At 66.1% G+C, this 18,198-nt stretch carries 21 protein-coding genes; 14 read left to right on the forward strand and 7 right to left on the reverse strand.

Translation table 11 applies throughout. The annotated features are described in order from the left end of the window. Positions 1-79 precede the first annotated feature (79 nt). From ABZ827_RS09900 to ABZ827_RS09910, 3 genes are all read left to right on the forward strand, one after another. Positions 80-1,852, forward strand: a complete 1,773-nt coding sequence (locus ABZ827_RS09900; RefSeq protein ID WP_357235263.1) for a GMC family oxidoreductase — start codon at positions 80-82, stop codon at positions 1,850-1,852. A 383-nt stretch (positions 1,853-2,235) separates the two neighbouring features. Continuing rightward, entirely contained in the window at positions 2,236-3,510 is a 1,275-nt protein-coding gene (locus ABZ827_RS09905) for an MFS transporter (protein WP_357235908.1), read from the forward strand. A 22-nt stretch (positions 3,511-3,532) separates the two neighbouring features. Then, positions 3,533-3,994: a YiiD C-terminal domain-containing protein gene (locus tag ABZ827_RS09910; RefSeq protein WP_357235265.1), complete on the forward strand. Its 462-nt coding sequence runs from the start codon at positions 3,533-3,535 to the stop codon at positions 3,992-3,994. Between the two features lie 63 nt (positions 3,995-4,057). Here the strand turns inward: ABZ827_RS09910 and ABZ827_RS09915 are convergent, their stop codons facing one another. Next, a complete protein-coding gene (locus ABZ827_RS09915; RefSeq protein WP_357235268.1) occupies positions 4,058-4,426 on the reverse strand; it encodes a hypothetical protein in 369 nt (122 codons plus the stop codon). Positions 4,427-4,654: 228 nt separating this feature from the next. Between ABZ827_RS09915 and ABZ827_RS09920 the strand changes: the two genes are divergently transcribed. Next, entirely contained in the window at positions 4,655-5,692 is a 1,038-nt protein-coding gene (locus ABZ827_RS09920; RefSeq protein ID WP_357235270.1) for a CobW family GTP-binding protein, read from the forward strand. Positions 5,693-5,704: 12 nt separating this feature from the next. On the opposite strand, the gene ABZ827_RS09925 is transcribed toward ABZ827_RS09920, so the two are convergent. Genes ABZ827_RS09925 through glp form a run of 3 tightly spaced genes read right to left on the reverse strand, consistent with a single transcriptional unit; the run spans position 5,705 to position 8,437 of the window. Then, positions 5,705-6,169, reverse strand: a complete 465-nt coding sequence (locus ABZ827_RS09925) for a molybdenum cofactor biosynthesis protein MoaE (protein WP_357235272.1) — start codon at positions 6,167-6,169, stop codon at positions 5,705-5,707. Beyond that, a complete protein-coding gene (moaCB, locus tag ABZ827_RS09930) occupies positions 6,162-7,217 on the reverse strand; it encodes a bifunctional molybdenum cofactor biosynthesis protein MoaC/MoaB (RefSeq protein ID WP_357235275.1) in 1,056 nt (351 codons plus the stop codon). The genes ABZ827_RS09925 and moaCB overlap by 8 nt, the downstream gene beginning before the upstream one ends. Continuing rightward, positions 7,214-8,437 carry a gephyrin-like molybdotransferase Glp gene (glp, locus tag ABZ827_RS09935; RefSeq protein ID WP_357235278.1) on the reverse strand — a complete coding sequence of 408 codons (1,224 nt, stop codon included), beginning with the start codon at positions 8,435-8,437 and terminating at the stop codon, positions 7,214-7,216. Before glp ends, moaCB begins: the two co-directional genes overlap by 4 nt. Positions 8,438-8,601: 164 nt before the next feature. Between glp and moaA the strand changes: the two genes are divergently transcribed. The 3 genes from moaA to ABZ827_RS09950 all read left to right on the forward strand — a co-directional run bounded on the left by moaA (position 8,602) and on the right by ABZ827_RS09950 (position 10,349). Continuing rightward, positions 8,602-9,660, forward strand: coding sequence for a GTP 3',8-cyclase MoaA (gene moaA / locus ABZ827_RS09940; protein WP_357235281.1), 1,059 nt, complete (start codon positions 8,602-8,604; stop codon positions 9,658-9,660). Further along, positions 9,653-9,895 (forward strand): MoaD/ThiS family protein, encoded by a 243-nt coding sequence (locus ABZ827_RS09945; RefSeq protein ID WP_357235284.1) that lies wholly within the window; start codon positions 9,653-9,655, stop codon positions 9,893-9,895. The genes moaA and ABZ827_RS09945 overlap by 8 nt, the downstream gene beginning before the upstream one ends. A gap of 61 nt (positions 9,896-9,956) precedes the next feature. Further along, the gene (locus ABZ827_RS09950; protein ID WP_357235287.1) at positions 9,957-10,349 is read left to right on the forward strand and encodes a DUF1801 domain-containing protein; all 393 of its coding nucleotides are present in this window, start codon (positions 9,957-9,959) and stop codon (positions 10,347-10,349) included. 9 nt (positions 10,350-10,358) lie between these two features. Here ABZ827_RS09950 and nadE read toward each other — a convergent pair whose 3' ends face one another. Continuing rightward, positions 10,359-11,183 carry an ammonia-dependent NAD(+) synthetase gene (nadE, locus tag ABZ827_RS09955; RefSeq protein WP_357235290.1) on the reverse strand — a complete coding sequence of 275 codons (825 nt, stop codon included), beginning with the start codon at positions 11,181-11,183 and terminating at the stop codon, positions 10,359-10,361. An 11-nt stretch (positions 11,184-11,194) separates the two neighbouring features. Then, on the reverse strand, positions 11,195-11,800 hold the full coding sequence (locus ABZ827_RS09960) for a helix-turn-helix domain-containing protein (protein ID WP_357235911.1): 606 nt from the start codon (positions 11,798-11,800) through the stop codon (positions 11,195-11,197). A 213-nt stretch (positions 11,801-12,013) separates the two neighbouring features. On the opposite strand from ABZ827_RS09960, the gene ABZ827_RS09965 reads away from it, so the two are divergent. The 7 genes from ABZ827_RS09965 to ABZ827_RS09995 all read left to right on the forward strand — a co-directional run bounded on the left by ABZ827_RS09965 (position 12,014) and on the right by ABZ827_RS09995 (position 17,595). Further along, entirely contained in the window at positions 12,014-12,583 is a 570-nt protein-coding gene (locus ABZ827_RS09965; protein WP_357235293.1) for an NAD(P)H-dependent oxidoreductase, read from the forward strand. 551 nt (positions 12,584-13,134) lie between these two features. Further along, complete coding sequence (locus ABZ827_RS09970) at positions 13,135-13,365, forward strand: redoxin NrdH (protein ID WP_357235296.1); 231 nt, start codon at positions 13,135-13,137, stop codon at positions 13,363-13,365. A 56-nt stretch (positions 13,366-13,421) separates the two neighbouring features. After that, complete coding sequence (gene nrdI / locus ABZ827_RS09975) at positions 13,422-13,874, forward strand: class Ib ribonucleoside-diphosphate reductase assembly flavoprotein NrdI (RefSeq protein ID WP_357235299.1); 453 nt, start codon at positions 13,422-13,424, stop codon at positions 13,872-13,874. An 8-nt stretch (positions 13,875-13,882) separates the two neighbouring features. Further along, positions 13,883-16,030: a class 1b ribonucleoside-diphosphate reductase subunit alpha gene (nrdE, locus tag ABZ827_RS09980; protein ID WP_357235301.1), complete on the forward strand. Its 2,148-nt coding sequence runs from the start codon at positions 13,883-13,885 to the stop codon at positions 16,028-16,030. Positions 16,031-16,089: 59 nt separating this feature from the next. Then, positions 16,090-16,344, forward strand: coding sequence for a type II toxin-antitoxin system prevent-host-death family antitoxin (locus ABZ827_RS09985; RefSeq protein WP_357235304.1), 255 nt, complete (start codon positions 16,090-16,092; stop codon positions 16,342-16,344). Continuing rightward, entirely contained in the window at positions 16,337-16,756 is a 420-nt protein-coding gene (locus ABZ827_RS09990) for a type II toxin-antitoxin system VapC family toxin (RefSeq protein ID WP_357235307.1), read from the forward strand. Before ABZ827_RS09985 ends, ABZ827_RS09990 begins: the two co-directional genes overlap by 8 nt. After that, positions 16,753-17,595: an alpha/beta fold hydrolase gene (locus tag ABZ827_RS09995; RefSeq protein WP_357235310.1), complete on the forward strand. Its 843-nt coding sequence runs from the start codon at positions 16,753-16,755 to the stop codon at positions 17,593-17,595. The genes ABZ827_RS09990 and ABZ827_RS09995 overlap by 4 nt, the downstream gene beginning before the upstream one ends. A 93-nt stretch (positions 17,596-17,688) precedes the next feature. Here ABZ827_RS09995 and ABZ827_RS10000 read toward each other — a convergent pair whose 3' ends face one another. Next, a complete protein-coding gene (locus tag ABZ827_RS10000; RefSeq protein WP_357235313.1) occupies positions 17,689-18,108 on the reverse strand; it encodes a hypothetical protein in 420 nt (139 codons plus the stop codon). Positions 18,109-18,198: the final 90 nt, after the last annotated feature.

Here is an 18,198-nt window from a genome sequence, read left to right on the forward strand (position 1 = left end):
GCGGAGATTGGCCGTAAATGTCGATTTCGTGTCCGCGGGTATGTTCCCACCGGGTGACCCAGGCCATATTCTCGTAAGAATGTCCAGTTCCGCAACGGCCCCCGGTACCGGCCAGACCTTCGACTACGACGTCCTCGTCATCGGCTCCGGCTTCGGCGGCAGCGTCAGCGCCCTCCGATTGACCGAGAAAGGCTACCGGGTCGGCGTGCTCGAATCCGGACGCCGCTTCGCCGACGACGAATTCGCCAAAACGTCCTGGCGCGCCAGACAGTACCTGTGGGCGCCCTACCTCGGATGCTTCGGTATCCAGCGGCTGGCGCTGCTGAAGGACACCCTGATCATGGCCGGATCCGGGGTCGGCGGGGGCTCGCTGGTCTATGCGAACACGCTGTACGAACCGCCGGAGAAGTTCTTCCGTGACGGCCAGTGGGCGCATATCACCGACTGGAAGGACGAACTGCTCCCGTACTACGACCAGGCCAAGCGCATGCTCGGCGTGGCAACCAATCCCGCGACCACACCCAGCGACAGGGTGCTGTACGAGGTCGCCCAGGAACTCGGGGTGGCCGATTCCTATCAGCGCACCCCCGTCGGAGTGTTCTTCGGTGGCCCGGACGCCCGTCCCGGTGAGGATGTGCCCGACCCGTATTTCGGCGGCGTGGGTCCGGCCCGGCGCACCTGTACCCACTGCGGTGAATGTATGACCGGCTGCCGCCACAATGCGAAGAACACCTTGGTGAAGAACTACCTGTACCTGGCGGAGCAGGCGGGCGCGGCAGTGCATCCGCTGAGCACCGTCACCGATGTGCGGCCGCTGCCGGAGGGTGGGTACGCGGTGCGGACCGTGGCGACCGGCCGCTGGGTGCGTAAGAAGCGCACCACCTATACCGCCGAGCAGGTGATCTTCTCGGCCGCGTCGCTCGGGACCCAGCGGCTGCTGCACAAACTCCGCGATTCGGGTTCGCTGCCGAATATCTCCGGTCGCCTGGGTTTCCTCTCGCGCACCAACTCCGAAGAGTTGCTCGCGATTCGCAGCCGCGACAAGAGCAGCGATTTCACCAAGGGTGTGGCGATCACTTCCTCGATCCATCCCGACGAGGACACCCATATCGAACCCGTGCGGTACGGCAAGGGCAGCAATGTGATCTCGCTGATGGGCAGCGTTATGGTCGACGAGGAGCCGGGTGTCTCCAAGCGCCGGCTCTGGTTCCGTGAAATGTGGCGCAACCGCCGCGATCTCCCGCATCTGCACAATCCGCACGGCTGGTCGGAGCAGATGATCGGCCTGCTGGTGATGCAGTCGGTGGACAACTCGATCACCACATACACCAAGCGCGGTCTGTTCGGCCGCAAAATGACCACCCGGCAAGGTGAGGGCGCCCCCAATCCGACGTGGGTCCCGGCCGGGCACGAGGTGGGCCGCCGGGTCGCCGGCAAAATCGACGGAATTCCGGGTGGCGCCAGCAGTAGCGTTTTCAATATCCCGATGACCGGCCATTTCATCGGCGGCTGCGTGATCGGCGACAGCCCCGAGTCGGGTGTGGTGGATCCCTACCACCGGCTCTACGGCCACCCCGGACTGCATGTGATCGACGGTTCGACCATATCGGGCAACCTCGGCGTCAACCCGTCGCTCACCATCACCGCGCAGTCCGAGCGGGCCGTCGCGTTGTGGCCGAACAAAGGCGAGGTCGATCCGCGGCCGCCACTCGGATCGCCCTACCGGCGGATTGCGCCCGTTTCGCCTGTTTCGCCGGTTGTGCCCGCATCGGCGCCGGCCGCGCTTCGGCTGCCGCTGGTCGAAGTGAACCATCGTGAGCGCCCGGCCGCCGTGAGCGAGCCGACGTCCTGATCGGAACGTTTCGAGCGGAACGTAACAGCCCGGTTCCCGGGTGGTCGTCGCGGTGCGTCGGCCACCCGGAACGGCGATGGTGTGAGGGGCTTCACATAAACTGGTAAATAGCTGATCGGAGCTACCGGCCCGGTGGGTCCGAAGGTTAGCCGAGTTTACTTTCGGCAAAAGCCGGGTAACGGTTTGTAGTCGATACTCGCCGGAAACCCGGTCGCCGGTGGGTGCGATACGACAGGTCGGCCGGGCCGACAGCGGCCGGCGTACGCCGGAGAGGACTGACCGTGACGGAGCAGCAGCCGGAAGCACCAAGTTTCGGTAAGCAACCGGAAACACCAGAGCTCGCGGAAACACCGCATCTCAAGAGGTCAGTGGCGGCCTCGGCAATGGGAAACGCCACCGAATGGTTCGACTACGGCGTCTACGCCGCGACGGCCACCTATCTCACCGACGCCTTCTTCCCCGGCGATCTCGGCACTGTGGGCACCATGCTCGGGTTCGCGATCTCCTTCGTCCTGCGCCCGGTGGGCGGCATGGTCTGGGGACCGCTCGGCGACCGAGTAGGCCGCAAGGTGGTCCTGGCCACCACAATTCTGCTGATGGCCGCGGCCACCGGTTTGATCGGCGTCCTGCCGACGCACGGTCAGGTCGGGGTGCTCGCACCGATCCTGCTGATCCTGCTCCGCGTCATACAGGGCTTCTCGACCGGTGGCGAATACGGAGGTGCCGCCACCTACCTGGCCGAATGCGCCAGCGATAAGAAGCGCGGCTTCTTCGGCAGCTTCCTGGAGTTCGGCACGCTCGGCGGGTTCGTCGGGGGCTCGGCGGTCGTGCTGTTGTGCCAGTTGATCCTCGGCACGGACGCGATGCACGACTGGGGCTGGCGGATTCCGTTCCTGATCGCGATCCCGCTGGGTGCCATCGGCTGGTACCTGCGGACCAGGCTCGACGAATCGCCGGTGTTCACCGAGGTGAACGAGGAGGAGCACCCCGACAGCGGGCTGCGGGTCCTGCTCACCACCTACTGGCGTGAAGTACTGATTCTGGGCGGCCTGGTCGTCGCGCTGAACGTGGCCAACTACACGCTGCTCACCTACCAGCCGACCTACCTGCAGAACACCATCGGACTCGGAGAGTCCACCACCACGGCCATGATGCTGGTCGGCCAGGTGATCATGATGCTCTGCGTGCCGTTCTTCGGCCGGTTGTCCGACCGGGTCGGCCGCCGGCCCATGTGGTTGTTCTCGCTGGTCGGATTGGCCGTGTTCGCGGTGCCGATGTACTGGCTGATGGGTGTGGGCACCGGCTGGGCGATCGTCGGCTTCGTGGTACTCGGCCTGCTGTACGTCCCGCAGCTGTCGACCATCAGCGCGACCTTCCCCGCCATCTTCCCGACCCATGTCCGGTACGCGGGTTTCGCGCTCGGCTACAACCTCTCCACGGCTGCCTTCGGTGGTACGGCGCCACTCGTGAACGAAGCGGTGATCGAGGGCACCGGGTGGAGTCTGTTCCCCGCTTTCTACATGGTGGGCGCCGCCCTCATCGGTTTGGTCGCCTGGGCATTCCTGCGGGAGACCGCCGGTACCTCGCTGCGCGGCACAGAGGTCCCCGATGCCGCCGAGCACGAACCCGCGGGCGATCCGAAACAATCCGTCGCGTGACCCCGGAAGGGCCGGCCCCGGTATGAGCGATACCCGCACGCCGCCCATCGCCGAGATCGTGAACTCGGCGATGGAGCAGACCATCCCGGTCGCCCACCGGATGGGTGTGCATGCCGAGGAGGTGCGCCGCGGCTATGCCGCGGCCACCGTGCCCGCCGAGGGCAACGGCAATCATTTCGGGGTCATGTACGCGGGGGTGCTGTTCACGGTCGGCGAGATCCTGGGTGGTGCCATCGCGGTGGCCAGTTTCGATACCGCGGCCTTCTATCCGCTGGTGAAAGATCTGCGGATCGCGTTCCGGAAACCCGCCACCACGGCGGTGCGGGCGCAGGCCACACTGGACGAGTCCGAGATCGAGCGGGTCGCCGCGGAAGCCGCCGCGAACGGCAAAGCCGATTTCACCCTGCGCGCGGTGCTCACCGATGTCGACGGCGTGGTCGTCGCCGAGACCGAGGGGTTGTACCAGCTGCGCGCGCACGGCTGATCGAGCGGAAACCCCGCGAGCCCGGCCCCATCACCAGGGGCCGGGCTCGCGGGGTTTCGGGGCTCAGAAACCGGCAGAGCCGGTAGGCGCCGGCGGCACCATCCGCCAGGGGCCGCAATTGCTGGTGGTGAAACCGGCGTCGGTCGGTTTCACCGTCACCCGGATCGGGCCCAGCTTCGTGTAGTTGTTCTCGATGATGTTCTCCATATTGGTGTTGTCGCCTTCGAGCAGCCGCAGGCGCCGCCAATCGCAGCCCTTGGCCGGGTCGACGGGACCGGGCGATTCCCATACCCCGGGCCGGATATCCACGCCGACCCGGTAGACGCCGTCGTTCGGTATGAAATCGGCGGGTTCGGCTGCCGCGCTACCGCTGCCCAGCACGGTCGCCGCCGACAGCAGCGCTGTGGCGACCAGCAACGTGCCTGCACGCATTCGATACTCCTCGGTAATTCTGTTCGCTACTTCTTCTGTATCCGAGATCCCCCCGATCTCCCCGGCACATTTACCAGAACCGTGATACCGATTTCGGAGAATCGGAATTCTTTCCGATATTCCACCAAGAAGAAAGCCGGTGAATGGGATACGGAATTTGAAACGTAATCAATTCTGTCGGATGACCGCGAGTGGGAAGCGGCCCGCGGCACTCAGTAGGGTGGTCGGGTGGCGCAGCGCATACCCGTGGTGATCGTGGCCGGATTCCTGGGCTCCGGAAAGACCACCCTGCTCAACGATCTGTTGCACAACAACCGGGGCACCCGGATCGGTGTGGTGGTCAACGATTTCGGCGCCGTGAACATCGACGCGATGCTGGTCGCCGGGCAGGTCGACGCCATGGTGTCGCTGGGCGGTGGTTGTGTCTGCTGTGCGGTGGACGTATCCGAACTCGACGAGCTCTTCACCAGGCTGACCGACCCGCGCGCCGGTATCGATGTGATCGTGGTGGAGGCCAGCGGATTGGCCGAACCGCGGAATCTGGTGCGGATGGTGGTGGGCAGCGAGAATCCCCGGATCCGCTACGGCGGCCTGCTCGAGGTAGTCGATGCCGCCGAATTCGCCGGCAGCAGCGCCCGGCATCCGGAACTGTCGAGCCATCTGCGGCTGGCGGATCTGGTGGTGGTCAACAAGGTCGACCGGCTCGGCGCCGGCGAACTGGAACACTTGCGGTCGGAGATCACGAAACTCGCCGACGGGGCGCCGGTCTACGCCACCACCCGCGGTCGCATCGATCCGGGACTGCTGTTCGATACGCGCGATCGCGACGCCCCGCGGGCCGGGGAGCAGCTGAGCCTGGACGAACTGCTTTCCGGCCACGACCATCACGACGATGACGGACACCGGCATCTGCACGACGAATACATCAGCACGGTGTTCCGCGCCGAGACGGGGTTGCATCCACGCCGCCTGATCGACTTCCTGGAGAACCCGCCCGCAGGGCTGTTCCGCGCCAAAGGTTTCGTGACCTTCGCGGTACCGGGCGCCGAGCGGTACTCGGTTCACCTGGTGGGGCGGGCGATATCCTTCGAACCGGTCCGCCGGTCGCGCGCCGGGGACTCCGAACTGGTGCTGATCGGCACCGGTCTGGATCCCGAGGCAGTAGCCGGCCGGTTGGGCGAGACCGTGCACACCGGCCCGGAACCGCTGGACGAACAGGCCCTGCTCCCCGTCTGGCGCTATGTTCCGGAGGATGCGGCGGTCTGAGCGGCGGGCCGGTCACCCGCAGGCGTTCACCCATTCGGACAGTCCGTCGGCGAACATCTGCCGCTTCCAGATCGGCACCTCGTGTTTGATCCGGTCGACCAGTGCCGAGCAGGCCGCGAACGCCTCGGCGCGATGCGGGGCCGCCACGGCTGTCACGATCGCCAGATCGCCCACCGCCAGATCCCCGATCCGGTGGACGGCCGCGATCGGCAGACCGGTCGATTCCGCGACCGCGGCGCAGCATTCGCGCAGGAACCGGGCCGCCTCCGGATGCGCCGAATACTCCAGAGCCGAGACCGCCTGCCCGCCATCGTGATCGCGGACCACCCCGGTGAACACCACCACGGCGCCGTAACTCGGACCGCGCACCGCGGCGTCCACCACGGCGGGATCCAATGGCCGGTCGCTGATCTCGGCGAGCCGGACCCCGCCGCCGGTCTCGCCCCGTTCCGGGTGCTGCGCAGATAGTTCAGGCATGAGCGCTCTCGTTTCCCCTGTTCACATCCGGTTCCCGGTGGCCGTTCTCGTGCGCGCCGCCGCCCGCCACCTGCGCCAGCAGATGCGACAGCAGCGGTTCGAGCACCGCGATACCGTCTTTCACACCACCCGGTGATCCGGGCAGATTCACCACCACCGACCGTCCGGCCAGCCCCGCGACGCCCCGGCTGAGCGCCGCGAGCGGGAACTTCGCGGTGCCCCGCTGCCGGATGGCCTCGGCTACTCCGGGCAGTTCCCGGTCCAGCAGTGCCGCGGTGGCTTCCGGGGTCCGGTCGGTGGGTGACGCCCCGGTTCCGCCGGTGGTCACCACCAGGGCCGGCCGCGTCCGCAGCGCCTCGGTCAGGCCCTCGGCGATATCGGCGTCCGCGTAGACCAGGGGCCCTCGCGTCGTGTAGCCGAGGTCGCGCAGCCACGACACCAGATGCGGTCCGGTGGTGTCGGTGCGCGTTCCGGCGGCCGTCCCGGTCGAGGCGACCAGCACCACCGCGGTGTCGTCGACTGCCTCGTCGCCGGATACGGCCCGCCGCGTGGAATCGCCGGTGCCGGTGGCCGGTTCGCCCGGCCGGGTCCAGTGTCCCCGTTTACCGCCCTCTTTGGTGAGCAGCCGGACGTCGTTGAGAACCGCCGCGGGATCCACCGCTTTCACCATGTCGTGCAGCGTGAGCCCGGCGACCGCGACTGCCGTCAGGGCTTCCATCTCCACGCCGGTCGGCCCCGTGGTCTTCGCCGACGCTTCGATCGTGATGGTGGATTCGGTGAAACCGAACTGCACTTTCACCGAGGACAGCGCGAGCTGATGGCACAGCGGTATGAGCTCGGAGGTCTTCTTGGCGGCGGAGATTCCGGCCAGACGGGCGGTCGCGAGGACATCGGCCTTGGGCATATCGTCGGCGCGCACCAGCGCGATCACCTCGGGTGTGGTCCGCAGTTCTCCGCCCGCCACGGCGATCCGGGTGGTGTCGGCCTTGGCGCTGACGTCCACCATCCGGGCCCTGCCCCCGGAATCAACATGCGACAATTCGCTCATAACGTCCACACTCGCACAGTCGCCCCGGCCGGCAGCGCGGTGACCGCCGCCGGGATATCGATCAGGACATCGGCCGCCGCCATACTCGCGACCAGATGCGATCCGGGCCCGGAGACCACTTCCACCGCATGCGGTCGCGAACCCTTCCACACCAGTTTGCCGCGCAGGAACTGACGCCGCCCCTCCGGAGATCGCTGCACCGCGCCCAGCAGCGGCAATTCGTATTCCGGTACCGGTCCCAGCCCGGCCAGCCGGCGCAGGATCGGGCGGGCGAGTACCTCGAACGACACCACCGCACTCACCGGATTCCCCGGGAAACTCAGCACCGGTACGCCGTCCACCACCGTCAGCCCCTGCGGTCCGCCCGGTTGCATGGCGATCGAACCGAATTCGCCGCCCAGCGGAATCAGCACCTCCCGCACAACTTCGAAATCCCCCTTGGAAACACCCCCCGTGGTGATCACCAGGTCCGCGGCCGCCGTCGCGTGGCGCAGCAGGCGGTGGAACTGCGCGAGATCGTCACCGCTGTGTTCCACCCCGACCACGGAGACACCGTTGGCGGTGAGCGCCGCGGCCAGCGCGATACCGTTCGAGTTGTAGATCTGTCCCGGCCGCAGCGCACTGCCCGCCGCGACCAGTTCGTCGCCGGTACTGATGACAACCGCCCGGACGGGCGCGAAAACGGGCAACCGCGCCAGCCCGGCCGCGGCACAGGCCGCGATATGCCGCGGTGCCAGCATTGTCCCGGCGGCAACCAGCTCGGAGCCCGCGCGCATATCGCTGCCCGGTTCCCGGACGAATTCCCCGGCGGCCCGTCCGCGCGTGATCCGTACCGCGTCGGCGTCGGCGGTCGTGTCCTCCACCGGAACCACACAATCCGCGCCGACAGGTACCGGGGCGCCGGTCATGATCTTGCGGGCCGTACCGGGCGCGAGCTTCTCCAGCCCGGGGTCACCCGCGGCCACGACACCGGTCAGCGGCAGAGTCACCGGGGTGACGGCCACATCCCGCGCCCGCACCGCGTACCCGTCCATCGCCGAATTCCGGAACACCGGCAGATCGATCGGGGCGCGCGTATCGGCGGCCAGTTGCCTGCCGAGCGCATCGGATACCGGCACAGTATCGACCGGGCGGGCGGCGAGCGGGCGCAACAACTGTTCGATGGTGTCGCGGTAGTCGTCCGCCGACCGGACCGGGGGACTGGCGGGCCGAGAGATCATGCGCTCAGACTAGTGGCGGCGGCCGGGCGGGCGCCGCCGTATCGGCCGCCGTTACCGCTTCACAAGGACTGTCGCCACGCCCGCGCGGTATCCACGGCCGGGCATTATGGACCGAACCCGCGGAGGAAGGGTGCGCGCCCGCCGCCGGCGTACATAATGGAGGCGTGACGCTGGTCGATATGGGGATACCCACAGTGCGGTCCGGGCGCCCCGCCACAGACGGGCGCCCGGAAACACCGCTGCTGGTCGACCGCTTCGGCCGCATCGCGCGTGACCTGCGGGTTTCCATTACCGAGAAATGTTCGCTGCGCTGCACCTACTGCATGCCCGAAGAAGGTCTGCCCGCGATTCCGGCGGAGGAACTGCTCACGGCCGGTGAGATCGTCCGCCTGGTCACCCTCGCGGTACGTGAACTGGGGATCCACGAGGTCCGCTTCACCGGTGGCGAGCCGCTCATGCGGCGCGATCTCGAGGAGATCGTGGCCGGTTGCCACGCCGCCGTCCCGGAGATCCCGCTGGCGATGACCTCCAACGGGATCGGTTTGCAGCATCGCGCGGCCCGGCTCGCGGCCGCCGGATTGACCCGGGTCAATATCTCCCTGGACACCGTGGATCGCGACGGTTTCGCCCGGCTCACCCGCCGCGACCGGCTGGAATCGGTGCTGTCGGGTATCCGCGCCGCGAACGCCGCCGGATTGGCGCCGGTGAAGGTGAACGCGGTGCTCATGCGGGAAACTCTCGACGGTGCCGCCGACCTGCTGGGCTGGTGCCTGGACGAAGGCTGTGAACTGCGGTTCATCGAGGAGATGCCGCTGGACGCCGACCACGAATGGGCGCGCGCCAATATGGTCACCGCCGCCGATCTGCTCGATGTACTCGGCGCCCGCTACCGGCTCACCGCCGCCGGTCGCGCGGATCCGTCCGCTCCCGCCGAGACCTGGCTGGTGGACGGCGGCCCCGCCACCGTCGGGATCATCGCCTCGGTCACCCGCAAATTCTGCGATACCTGCGACCGCACCCGGCTCACGGCGGACGGTATGCTCCGATCCTGCCTTTTCAGTGACCAGGAGTTCGATCTGCGCGGCATCCTGCGCGCGGGAGCGGGCGATGAGGAGCTGGCGCAGCTGTGGCGCGGCGCGATGTGGCAGAAATGGGCGGGTCACGGTATCGACGCCGCGGACTTCGTCCCACCGGAACGCACGATGGGAGCCATAGGTGGTTGAGGTCCGCTATTTCGCCGCCATCGCCGACGCGGTCGGCAAGGACGCCGAATCGCTGGACCTACCGCCCGGCGCCACCGTCGCCGATCTGCGTACCCGCCTCGCCGCGACCTACGGTCCCGACCTGGACAAGATGCTCGCGGTCTGCGCCTACCTGGTGGGCGACGAACTGACCCGTGACACCACGGTCTCGCTGACCCCGCGGGTCGATGTCCTTCCCCCGTTCGCGGGCGGCTGAGCACGTCCTCGTCGTCCGAGGTCCGGCCGGGCGGGCCCGTGGAACCGGAGCGAGGTGTCCGGTGCCGGACACCAATAGGGTGCGCATGGTGAAGAGCGCGGCGCCCGATGTCGACACCTACCTGGCCGAACTCCCCGACGACAGGCGTTCGCACGCCGTGGTGCTGCGCGACCTGTGCCGGGCCGAACTGGCCGGCTGCACCGAGGTCATGGCCTACGGGATGCCGAACTATCAGTTCGACGGGGTCGCTGAGATCGCGTTCGCGGTCCAGCGCAACTATCTGTCGTTCTATCTGCTGCGAGACGACGTCCGGGAGGAGTTCGCGCAACGCCTGGCCGGGCAGGATATGGGTAAGGGCTGCTTACGTTTCCGTGGCCCGGCCGGGCCGGATACCGAGCTGGTGCGCGACCTGCTGCGCGCCGTGGCTCGCCGCCCGGGCGGACGCGTGTGCTGAACCGGCCGCTCAGCGCCACCATTCGTCGAACGGGGTGACCGGAACCGCCCGCTTGTGCCGGGTGTTGGTGAAGGTCGATTCGATCCGGTCGGCGACCTCGGCGGTTACCTCTTTGCCCTCGAGATAATCATCGATCTCGCTGTAGCGCAGGCCGAGGGCCTCCTCGTCGGGCAGGGCGGGGCGGTCGTCCTCGAGGTCGGCGGTCGGGACCTTCGACCACAGTCGTGAGGGCGCCCCCAGCTCCTGGAGCAGGGCGGCGCCCTGCCGTTTGGTCAGGCCGGTCAGCGGGGTCACGTCGACACCGCCGTCGCCGTATTTGGTGAAGAAACCGGTGACCGCTTCGGCGGCATGATCGGTGCCGACAACCAGCAGGTTCTCCTGGCCCGCGATGGCGTATTGGATCACCATCCGTTCGCGGGCCTTGATATTACCGCGGACGAAATCACGTAACTTGCCGACTTTCAGCGCCGAAGCGACCTCCGCCGCAACGGCGTTGGCCCCCGGCCGGACGTTGACCACCACGGATTCATCGGGCGCGACGAAAGTCATGGCGACCCGGGCGTCCGCCTCGTCGGCCTGCACGCCGTAGGGCAGGCGCACCGCGACGAAGCGTGCGTTACCGCCTTCGGCGCGCACTTCTTCCGCGGCCAGCTGGCACAGGCGTCCGGTGAGTGCGCTGTCCTGACCACCGCTGATGCCCAGGACGAAACCTTGTGCGGGGGTGGCGCGCAGGTAGTCCTTCAGGAAATCGACGCGGCGTCGTACCTCGTCCTTGGGCTCGATACTCGGTCGCACACCCAGTTCGGCGATGATCTGATCACGCAGGTTTCCCATGCCGGATCACTCTACTGCGCGGACCCTCCGGTGACCCGGCGAACCAGGGCTTCCCAGTTGTCTCCGATCTGTTCGCGGGTACGGCCGAGTGTGCGGATCTGGTGCAGCACCAGTCCGGCGGCGAGCGCGGACAGCAGTGCGTCGGCCAGCAGTCCGGTGTCGCCGGGTGTGGCGGCATCGCGCAGCAGCATCGCCACATGGGTTCGCAGCACCCGATACGGCTGACTGTTGTAGTGCCGTTCGGGGGATCCCAGTTCGGCCGCCCGGTACAGTTCGCCTTCCACTTCGATATCGAGCAGGCGTGCCCGCCCGAACGCGATGAGTCGCTCCACCGGCGGGGCGCCGGGCCCCAGCGGTGGCGGGCCGAAGATGAATGCCTCTTGAGCCAGAGTCTCGGAGTGGTCCAGCAGCGCGTACATCAGACCGGTGCGGTTGCCGAAGCGACGGAACACGGTGCCCTTGCCTACACCGGCGCGCTTGGCGAGCGCGTCCATGGTGAGAGCGTCCACGCCGTGTTCGCGAACGAGCTCCTGGGCGGCGTCGAGGAGTCGTCTACGGTTGCGGGCGGCATCGGCTCGTTCCGCCGGCTCGGTGGTGCCGGGTAGTTGCGGACCGATCCGGTGGTCCGGCAGGACGGGTACGACGGGGAGTGCGTCCTGCGTGTGCGGTGGCCGGAGCCGAGTCGGATCGCCGGGGCTGCGGGGATCCGCCGGGCCCGGTCGTGTGTCGTAGTTCACGGCGGTGGTGGGGCCTCCGGGGAATGTAGCGGACCGTAGTCCGGTTAACTTGGGCAGTGCCATCATCACATAACTAGTACCGCAGGAGTGAACATGAGCCAGACCCGTATCGTCGTCCTGGTCGGCAGCCTTCGTAGCGCCTCGATCAGCCGGCAGCTCGCCGAGGCCGCGGCCTCCATCGCGCCCGAAGGTGTCGACGTTTCCATCTACGAGGGTATCGGCGAGATCCCGTTCTACAACGAGGATATCGACGTCGCGGGTTCGGTCCCTGCCGCCGCCGAGGCGCTGCGCGACGCGGCCGGCGCGAGCGACGGTCTGCTGCTGATCACACCGGAATACAACGGGACGCTGCCCGCGGTGCTGAAGAATGTGGTCGATTGGCTGTCCCGGCCGTACGGTGCCGGCGCCATCAGTGGTAAGCCGGTCGCGATTCTGAGCGGCTCCATCAGCCCGAATGCCGGCAAGTGGGCGCACGGCGACACGGTCAAGACCGTCGGTATCGCCGGCGGCAAGGTGGTCGACGCGGCGCATCTGCACTACGCGGCGTGGGGCGAAACCTTCGGCGCGACCCACCCGCGCGATCATGCCGAGACCCAGCGCGAGCTGAGCGAGGCGCTGAAGGCTCTGGTCACCGCGTCGAGCGGTGAACTGGTCGACGCCTGACCTCATAACGGCTTCGCGAGGGCCGCCCCGTCATCGACGGGGCGGCCCTCGGCTTGTGCCGGGCCGGGGTGGCAATCGGGCGCTGTTCCGGCCGGGGTTCGAGAGCTCTTCTGGGGTTGTGGCGACTGGTGTGACACGCGGTGCTCCTGCGTTTGCTGAAAAGGAACTGAGGCTCGAAACTGTGATCTGGACCACGGTGAAATCGGCGTGTCGCTACGCTGTCCTGCGGCTTACAGGCTTGAAATCACATCCTTGTGACTCGCAACATCTCGTGTCGTTTCTTTCTGTCGGCCACTAGGTGTAGTGTCATCGGTACCCGAAGCGGTGGTGCGAGACACCCGCCGAAGTCGGGAGGAACCGGCCCGGACGTGGCGTTTCAGGGCTGGTCCTCGGAGTTTGCGCAGGATCATCAGATCGTGCCGGCACCGCGCCCCGTATCCCGGATCAACCGGCTGCGGATCAGCCACGCGGAGGGCTCGGCCCGGAGGCGGCGGTCTGGCACTACGAAGACCGCGAAACACCGCACATAGGCACAGGAGAGAGGGACTCGAATGATCACCGTGTACACCAAGCCCGCTTGCGTCCAGTGCAACGCCACCTACAAGGCCCTCGACAAGGCCGGGGTGGATTACGAGGTCGTCGATATCTCCGAGAACGCCGATGCCCGCGACTATGTGATGGCACTCGGCTACCTGCAGGCCCCCGTCGTCGTCTCCGGTGACGAGCACTGGTCCGGTTTCCGCCCGGACCGCATCAAGGCGCTGGCCACAGTCGCCGCCTGACACAGCCCGAGCGACTATCGCGCCCGATTCGGTTCGGGAACAGGGGAGGTGAGTTGATGTCCGAATCGCATTCGCTGGTCTATTTCTCCAGCGCTTCGGAGAACACACACCGTTTCGTCCAGAAGCTGGGCCTGCCGGCCCTGCGGATCCCCCTGCACACCACCGAATCGCTACGCGTCGACGAACCCTACGTGCTGATCGTCCCCACCTACGGGGGCGGTCGGCACGTCTTGGGTTCGGTCCGCTCCGATAAGGAATTCGTACCGCGCCAGGTCGCCAAGTTCCTCAACGATCCGCACAACCGCTCGCTGTTGCGCGGGGTGATCGCCGCGGGGAACACGAATTTCGGCGACACCTTCTGCTTCGCAGGTGATGTGATCTCGCGTAAATGCGGGGTGCCCTACCTGTACCGCTTCGAACTCATGGGAACCGCCGAGGACGTCGCCCGCGTCCGAGAGGGATTGGGATTGTTTTGGCAACAGCAACAACGACAGCACCAGCAGGTATGACGGCCCGGATGGAGCACCCCCCGCAGCGGGTCGGCGAAGCCGGTGAGGTCTTGGACTACCACGCCCTCAACGCGATGCTGAACCTGTACGGGCCGGACGGTGAGATCCAGTTCGACAAGGATCGCGAAGCCGCCAACCAGTACTTCCTGCAGCACGTCAACCAGAACACCGTCTTCTTCCACAACCTGGACGAGAAGCTCGACTACCTCGTCGAGGAGAACTACTACGAACCCGAGGTGCTCGAGCTCTACAGCCGCGCCTTCGTGAAGAAGCTGTTCCAGCAGGCCTACGCCAAGAAGTTCCGGTTCCCCACCTTCCTCGGCGCGTTCAAGTACTACACCTCCTACACGCTCAAGACTTTCGATGGAAAGCGTTACCTCGAGCGGTTCGAGGACCGGGTGTGCATGGTCGCTCTGACCCTGGCCGCCGGTGACGAGGTACTCGCGGGCAAACTCGTCGAGGAGATCATCGACGGCCGCTTCCAGCCGGCGACCCCGACCTTCCTCAACTCGGGCAAGAAGCAGCGCGGTGAGCCGGTTTCGTGCTTCCTGCTGCGTATCGAGGACAATATGGAGTCCATCGGGCGTTCCATCAACTCCGCGCTGCAGCTGTCCAAGCGCGGTGGCGGGGTCGCGTTGCTACTCAGCAATATTCGTGAGCACGGGGCGCCGATCAAGAAGATCGAGAACCAGTCCTCGGGTGTCATCCCGATCATGAAACTGCTGGAGGATTCGTTCTCCTACGCCAACCAGCTCGGGGCGCGGCAGGGTGCGGGCGCGGTGTACCTGCACGCGCACCACCCCGATATCTACCGCTTCCTGGACACCAAGCGGGAGAACGCGGACGAGAAGATCCGCATCAAAACCCTCTCGCTGGGTGTGGTGATCCCCGATATCACCTTCGAACTGGCCAAGAAGAACGAGGACATGTACCTGTTCTCGCCCTACGATGTGGAACGCATCTACGGTAAGCCGTTCGCCGATATCGACGTCACCGAGAAGTACCACGAGATGGTCGACGACAAGCGGATCCGCAAATCGAAGATCAAGGCGCGGGAGTTCTTCCAGACCATTGCCGAGCTGCAGTTCGAATCCGGCTACCCCTACATCATGTTCGAGGACACGGTGAACCGGGCCAACCCGATCGCCGGCAAGATCACTCATTCGAATCTGTGCTCGGAGATCCTGCAGGTCTCCACGCCGTCGATATACAACGACGACCTGACCTACGCCCGGGTGGGCAAGGACATCTCGTGCAACCTGGGTTCGCTGAACATCGCCAAGACGATGGACTCCCCGGATTTCGCCCGCACCATCGAGGTCGCCATCCGGGGGCTCACCGCCGTCTCCGATCAGACCCATATCCACTCGGTGCCCTCGATCGAACAGGGCAACAATTCCTCACACGCCATCGGCCTGGGCCAGATGAACCTGCACGGCTTCCTGGCGCGGGAGCGGATCCACTACGGGTCCGACGAGGGCCTGGATTTCACCAATATCTACTTCTACACGGTGGTCTACCATGCCCTGCGCGCATCGAATCTGATTGCGCGGGAACGTGGTACGTCCTTCGGCGGGTTCCCGGAGTCGAAGTACGCCAGCGGTGAATACTTCGACAAGTACACCGACGGAGTGTGGGAACCGCGGACCGAGCGGGTGGCGAAACTGTTCGCCGACGCCGGTATCCACATCCCGACTCAGGACGATTGGCGGCAGCTGAAGGCCGTGGTCATGGAACACGGCATCTACAACCAGAACCTGCAGGCCGTCCCGCCGACCGGTTCGATCTCCTATATCAACCACTCCACCAGCTCCATCCACCCGGTGGCATCGAAGATCGAGATCCGCAAGGAAGGCAAGATCGGCCGCGTCTACTACCCGGCCCCGTATATGACCAACGACAACCTGGACTACTACCAGGACGCGTACGAGATCGGCTACGAGAAGATCATCGACACCTACGCCGCCGCCACCCAGCACGTGGACCAGGGCCTGTCGCTGACCCTCTTCTTCAAGGACACGGCCACCACCCGCGACCTGAACCGGGCCCAGATCTACGCCTGGCGCAAGGGCATCAAAACCCTCTACTACATCCGCCTCCGGCAGATGGCGCTGGAGGGCACCGAGGTCGAGGGCTGCGTGAGCTGCATGCTCTGATTGTGTAGTCAGTCGGCCGCGGCATAGCATCAGATAGCGCCTGTCGCTATATTGAGCGTATGACGCGGACAATCAGCCAAGCCGAGCTACGGAACGGCAGCGCGGGCGTGATGGATGCGCTGGAGGCGGGTGAGGATTTTGTCATCACCCGCAACGGCCGACCTGTCGGCGAACTGCGTCCCATCACACCGCGGCACGATCTGACGACCACCGAACTGAAAAAGCGGCTCTCCAGGTTCGCGGGAACCTCGAGCGCCGCGGATGAACGTGCGGAAATCGAGGCCTCGTTCGGAGCGGACAGGCTGGATGACTGAGCCGGCGGCGAAGTTTCGACATCCCGTCGGCCTGCTGGATACCTGTGTGCTGATCGACTCGACCGTCATCGACGATGCGGACCTTCCGATCCAACCGAGAATCAGCACGGTGACGCTCGCGGAGCTCGGCCTGGGCGTAGCGATGGCATCGGACGCGGAAACGCTCGCGCTTCGTACCGAACGACTGCTGGAGATCGAGCACGCGTTCGACGCACTGCCGTTCTCGTCCACGGCGGCTCGACGATTCACCTCGATGGCGAAATTGGTCGTCGCGGTCGGCCGAAAACCCAAGCCGCGCAAAATGGATCTGATGATCGCCGCCATCGCCTCGGTGAATGATCTCCCGCTGTTCACCCGCAACGCGGACGACTTCAAAGGCTTGGAGCCGTTGCTGACGGTGGTCGCGCTATGAGGGCCCGGCAGGTCACCGATCATTACGTGGCCGGGGTGCGTTGCGCGGTGTACGACAGCGGTCCGGATGATTGCGGGGAGGCCGTGGTGTTCGTGCACGGCAACCCGGGCCCGATGGAGGATTGGGCGGATCTGGTGCCCGCGGTCGCGGAGTTCGCGCGGGTGATCGCCATGGACATGCCGGGCTTCGGGAAATCGGAGCGCCCGCCGTCGTTCGAGCACAGCATCGCCGGGCATGCGCGGTTCCTCGGGCTGCTGCTCGACGAGCTGGGTGTCGAACGGGTGCACCTGGTACTGCACGATTTCGGTGGGCCGTGGGGGTTGCGGTGGGCGCTGGACCACCGCGAACGGCTGGCCGGCCTCACCTTGATCAACTGCGGTGTTCTCGACGGCTACCGTTGGCACAAGTACGCGAAGATCTGGCAGACACCGGTACTCGGTGAACTGTTCCAGTTGATGAGCAATAAACGCGCCATGCACGCCGCGCTCAATCGCGATAACCCCGTACCACTGCCCCGAGCCTATATCGACCGGGTCGGCCGCTACGCGGATCGGGGTCATCAGCGAGCGGTGCTACGGCTCTATCGCAATTCGCGCGATCCGCGCAGCGCCTTCCCGGAGATGAGCTCAGAACTCGCCGGGGACTCACTCCCGGTCTGTGTGATCTGGGGCGACGGTGACCCGTATATTCCCGTGCGATTCGCCCAGCAGCAGCGAATCTACTTCCCCGGGGCGGAGATTCATATCCTCGAGGGTCTGGGGCATTGGCCGTTCATCGATGATCCGCAGGCAGTTCTCGCACCGCTGACGGCGTTCCTCCGCAGGCAGGTACGGACGTGACGCACCGGGCGGAGTCGACTCGGTTATCGCCACCTGCGGGTGCCGCCGCAACCATTTCCTCGGCGGCCGCGCAGACGAATCCGAAGCCGGTGCTCAGTTGCAGTGTTCAGGCTGGGATTGCCACGTGTCGCCGCCCCCGGTAGGCGGATTGGCGGACCCACCCCAAATAATGCATTCTCCGGGGGCTTTGACCTTGACCGGCCCGGCGTAGTAGTCGTAATCGCCCCTGTCCAAGTCTTGGTCGGTCTGGTCGGCCGTCCCTATGTAGGCGTAGACGCCTGTTTTTGTCCCGAGATACGCGGTCTTCTCCGTGACCACACAGTTTGTACTGCCGTTGTACAGAAGGTGGATGACTGCGCCTTTGATTTGGCGACTGTCGATTTCGTGGTAGTTGTTGCCGCAGGCTTCGGCCGGGGTCGCTACCGCGGCAGCCGGGCCGGCCACGGCTAGCGATCCAGCGACGACCGCCGACGCGGCCAGGGTCAGCCTGACTATCTGGGTGAGTGTGCGCATCTACTCCACATTCTTCGGCGCCCGGTGGTGCGGGCGAAATCGACTGTGGATACGCATGTTAGGACGACCCCACTGATGCTCACCCCCCAC

This window comes from Nocardia sp. NPDC019395 (assembly GCF_040632335.1).
Classification (GTDB): Bacteria; Actinomycetota; Actinomycetes; order Mycobacteriales; family Mycobacteriaceae; genus Nocardia.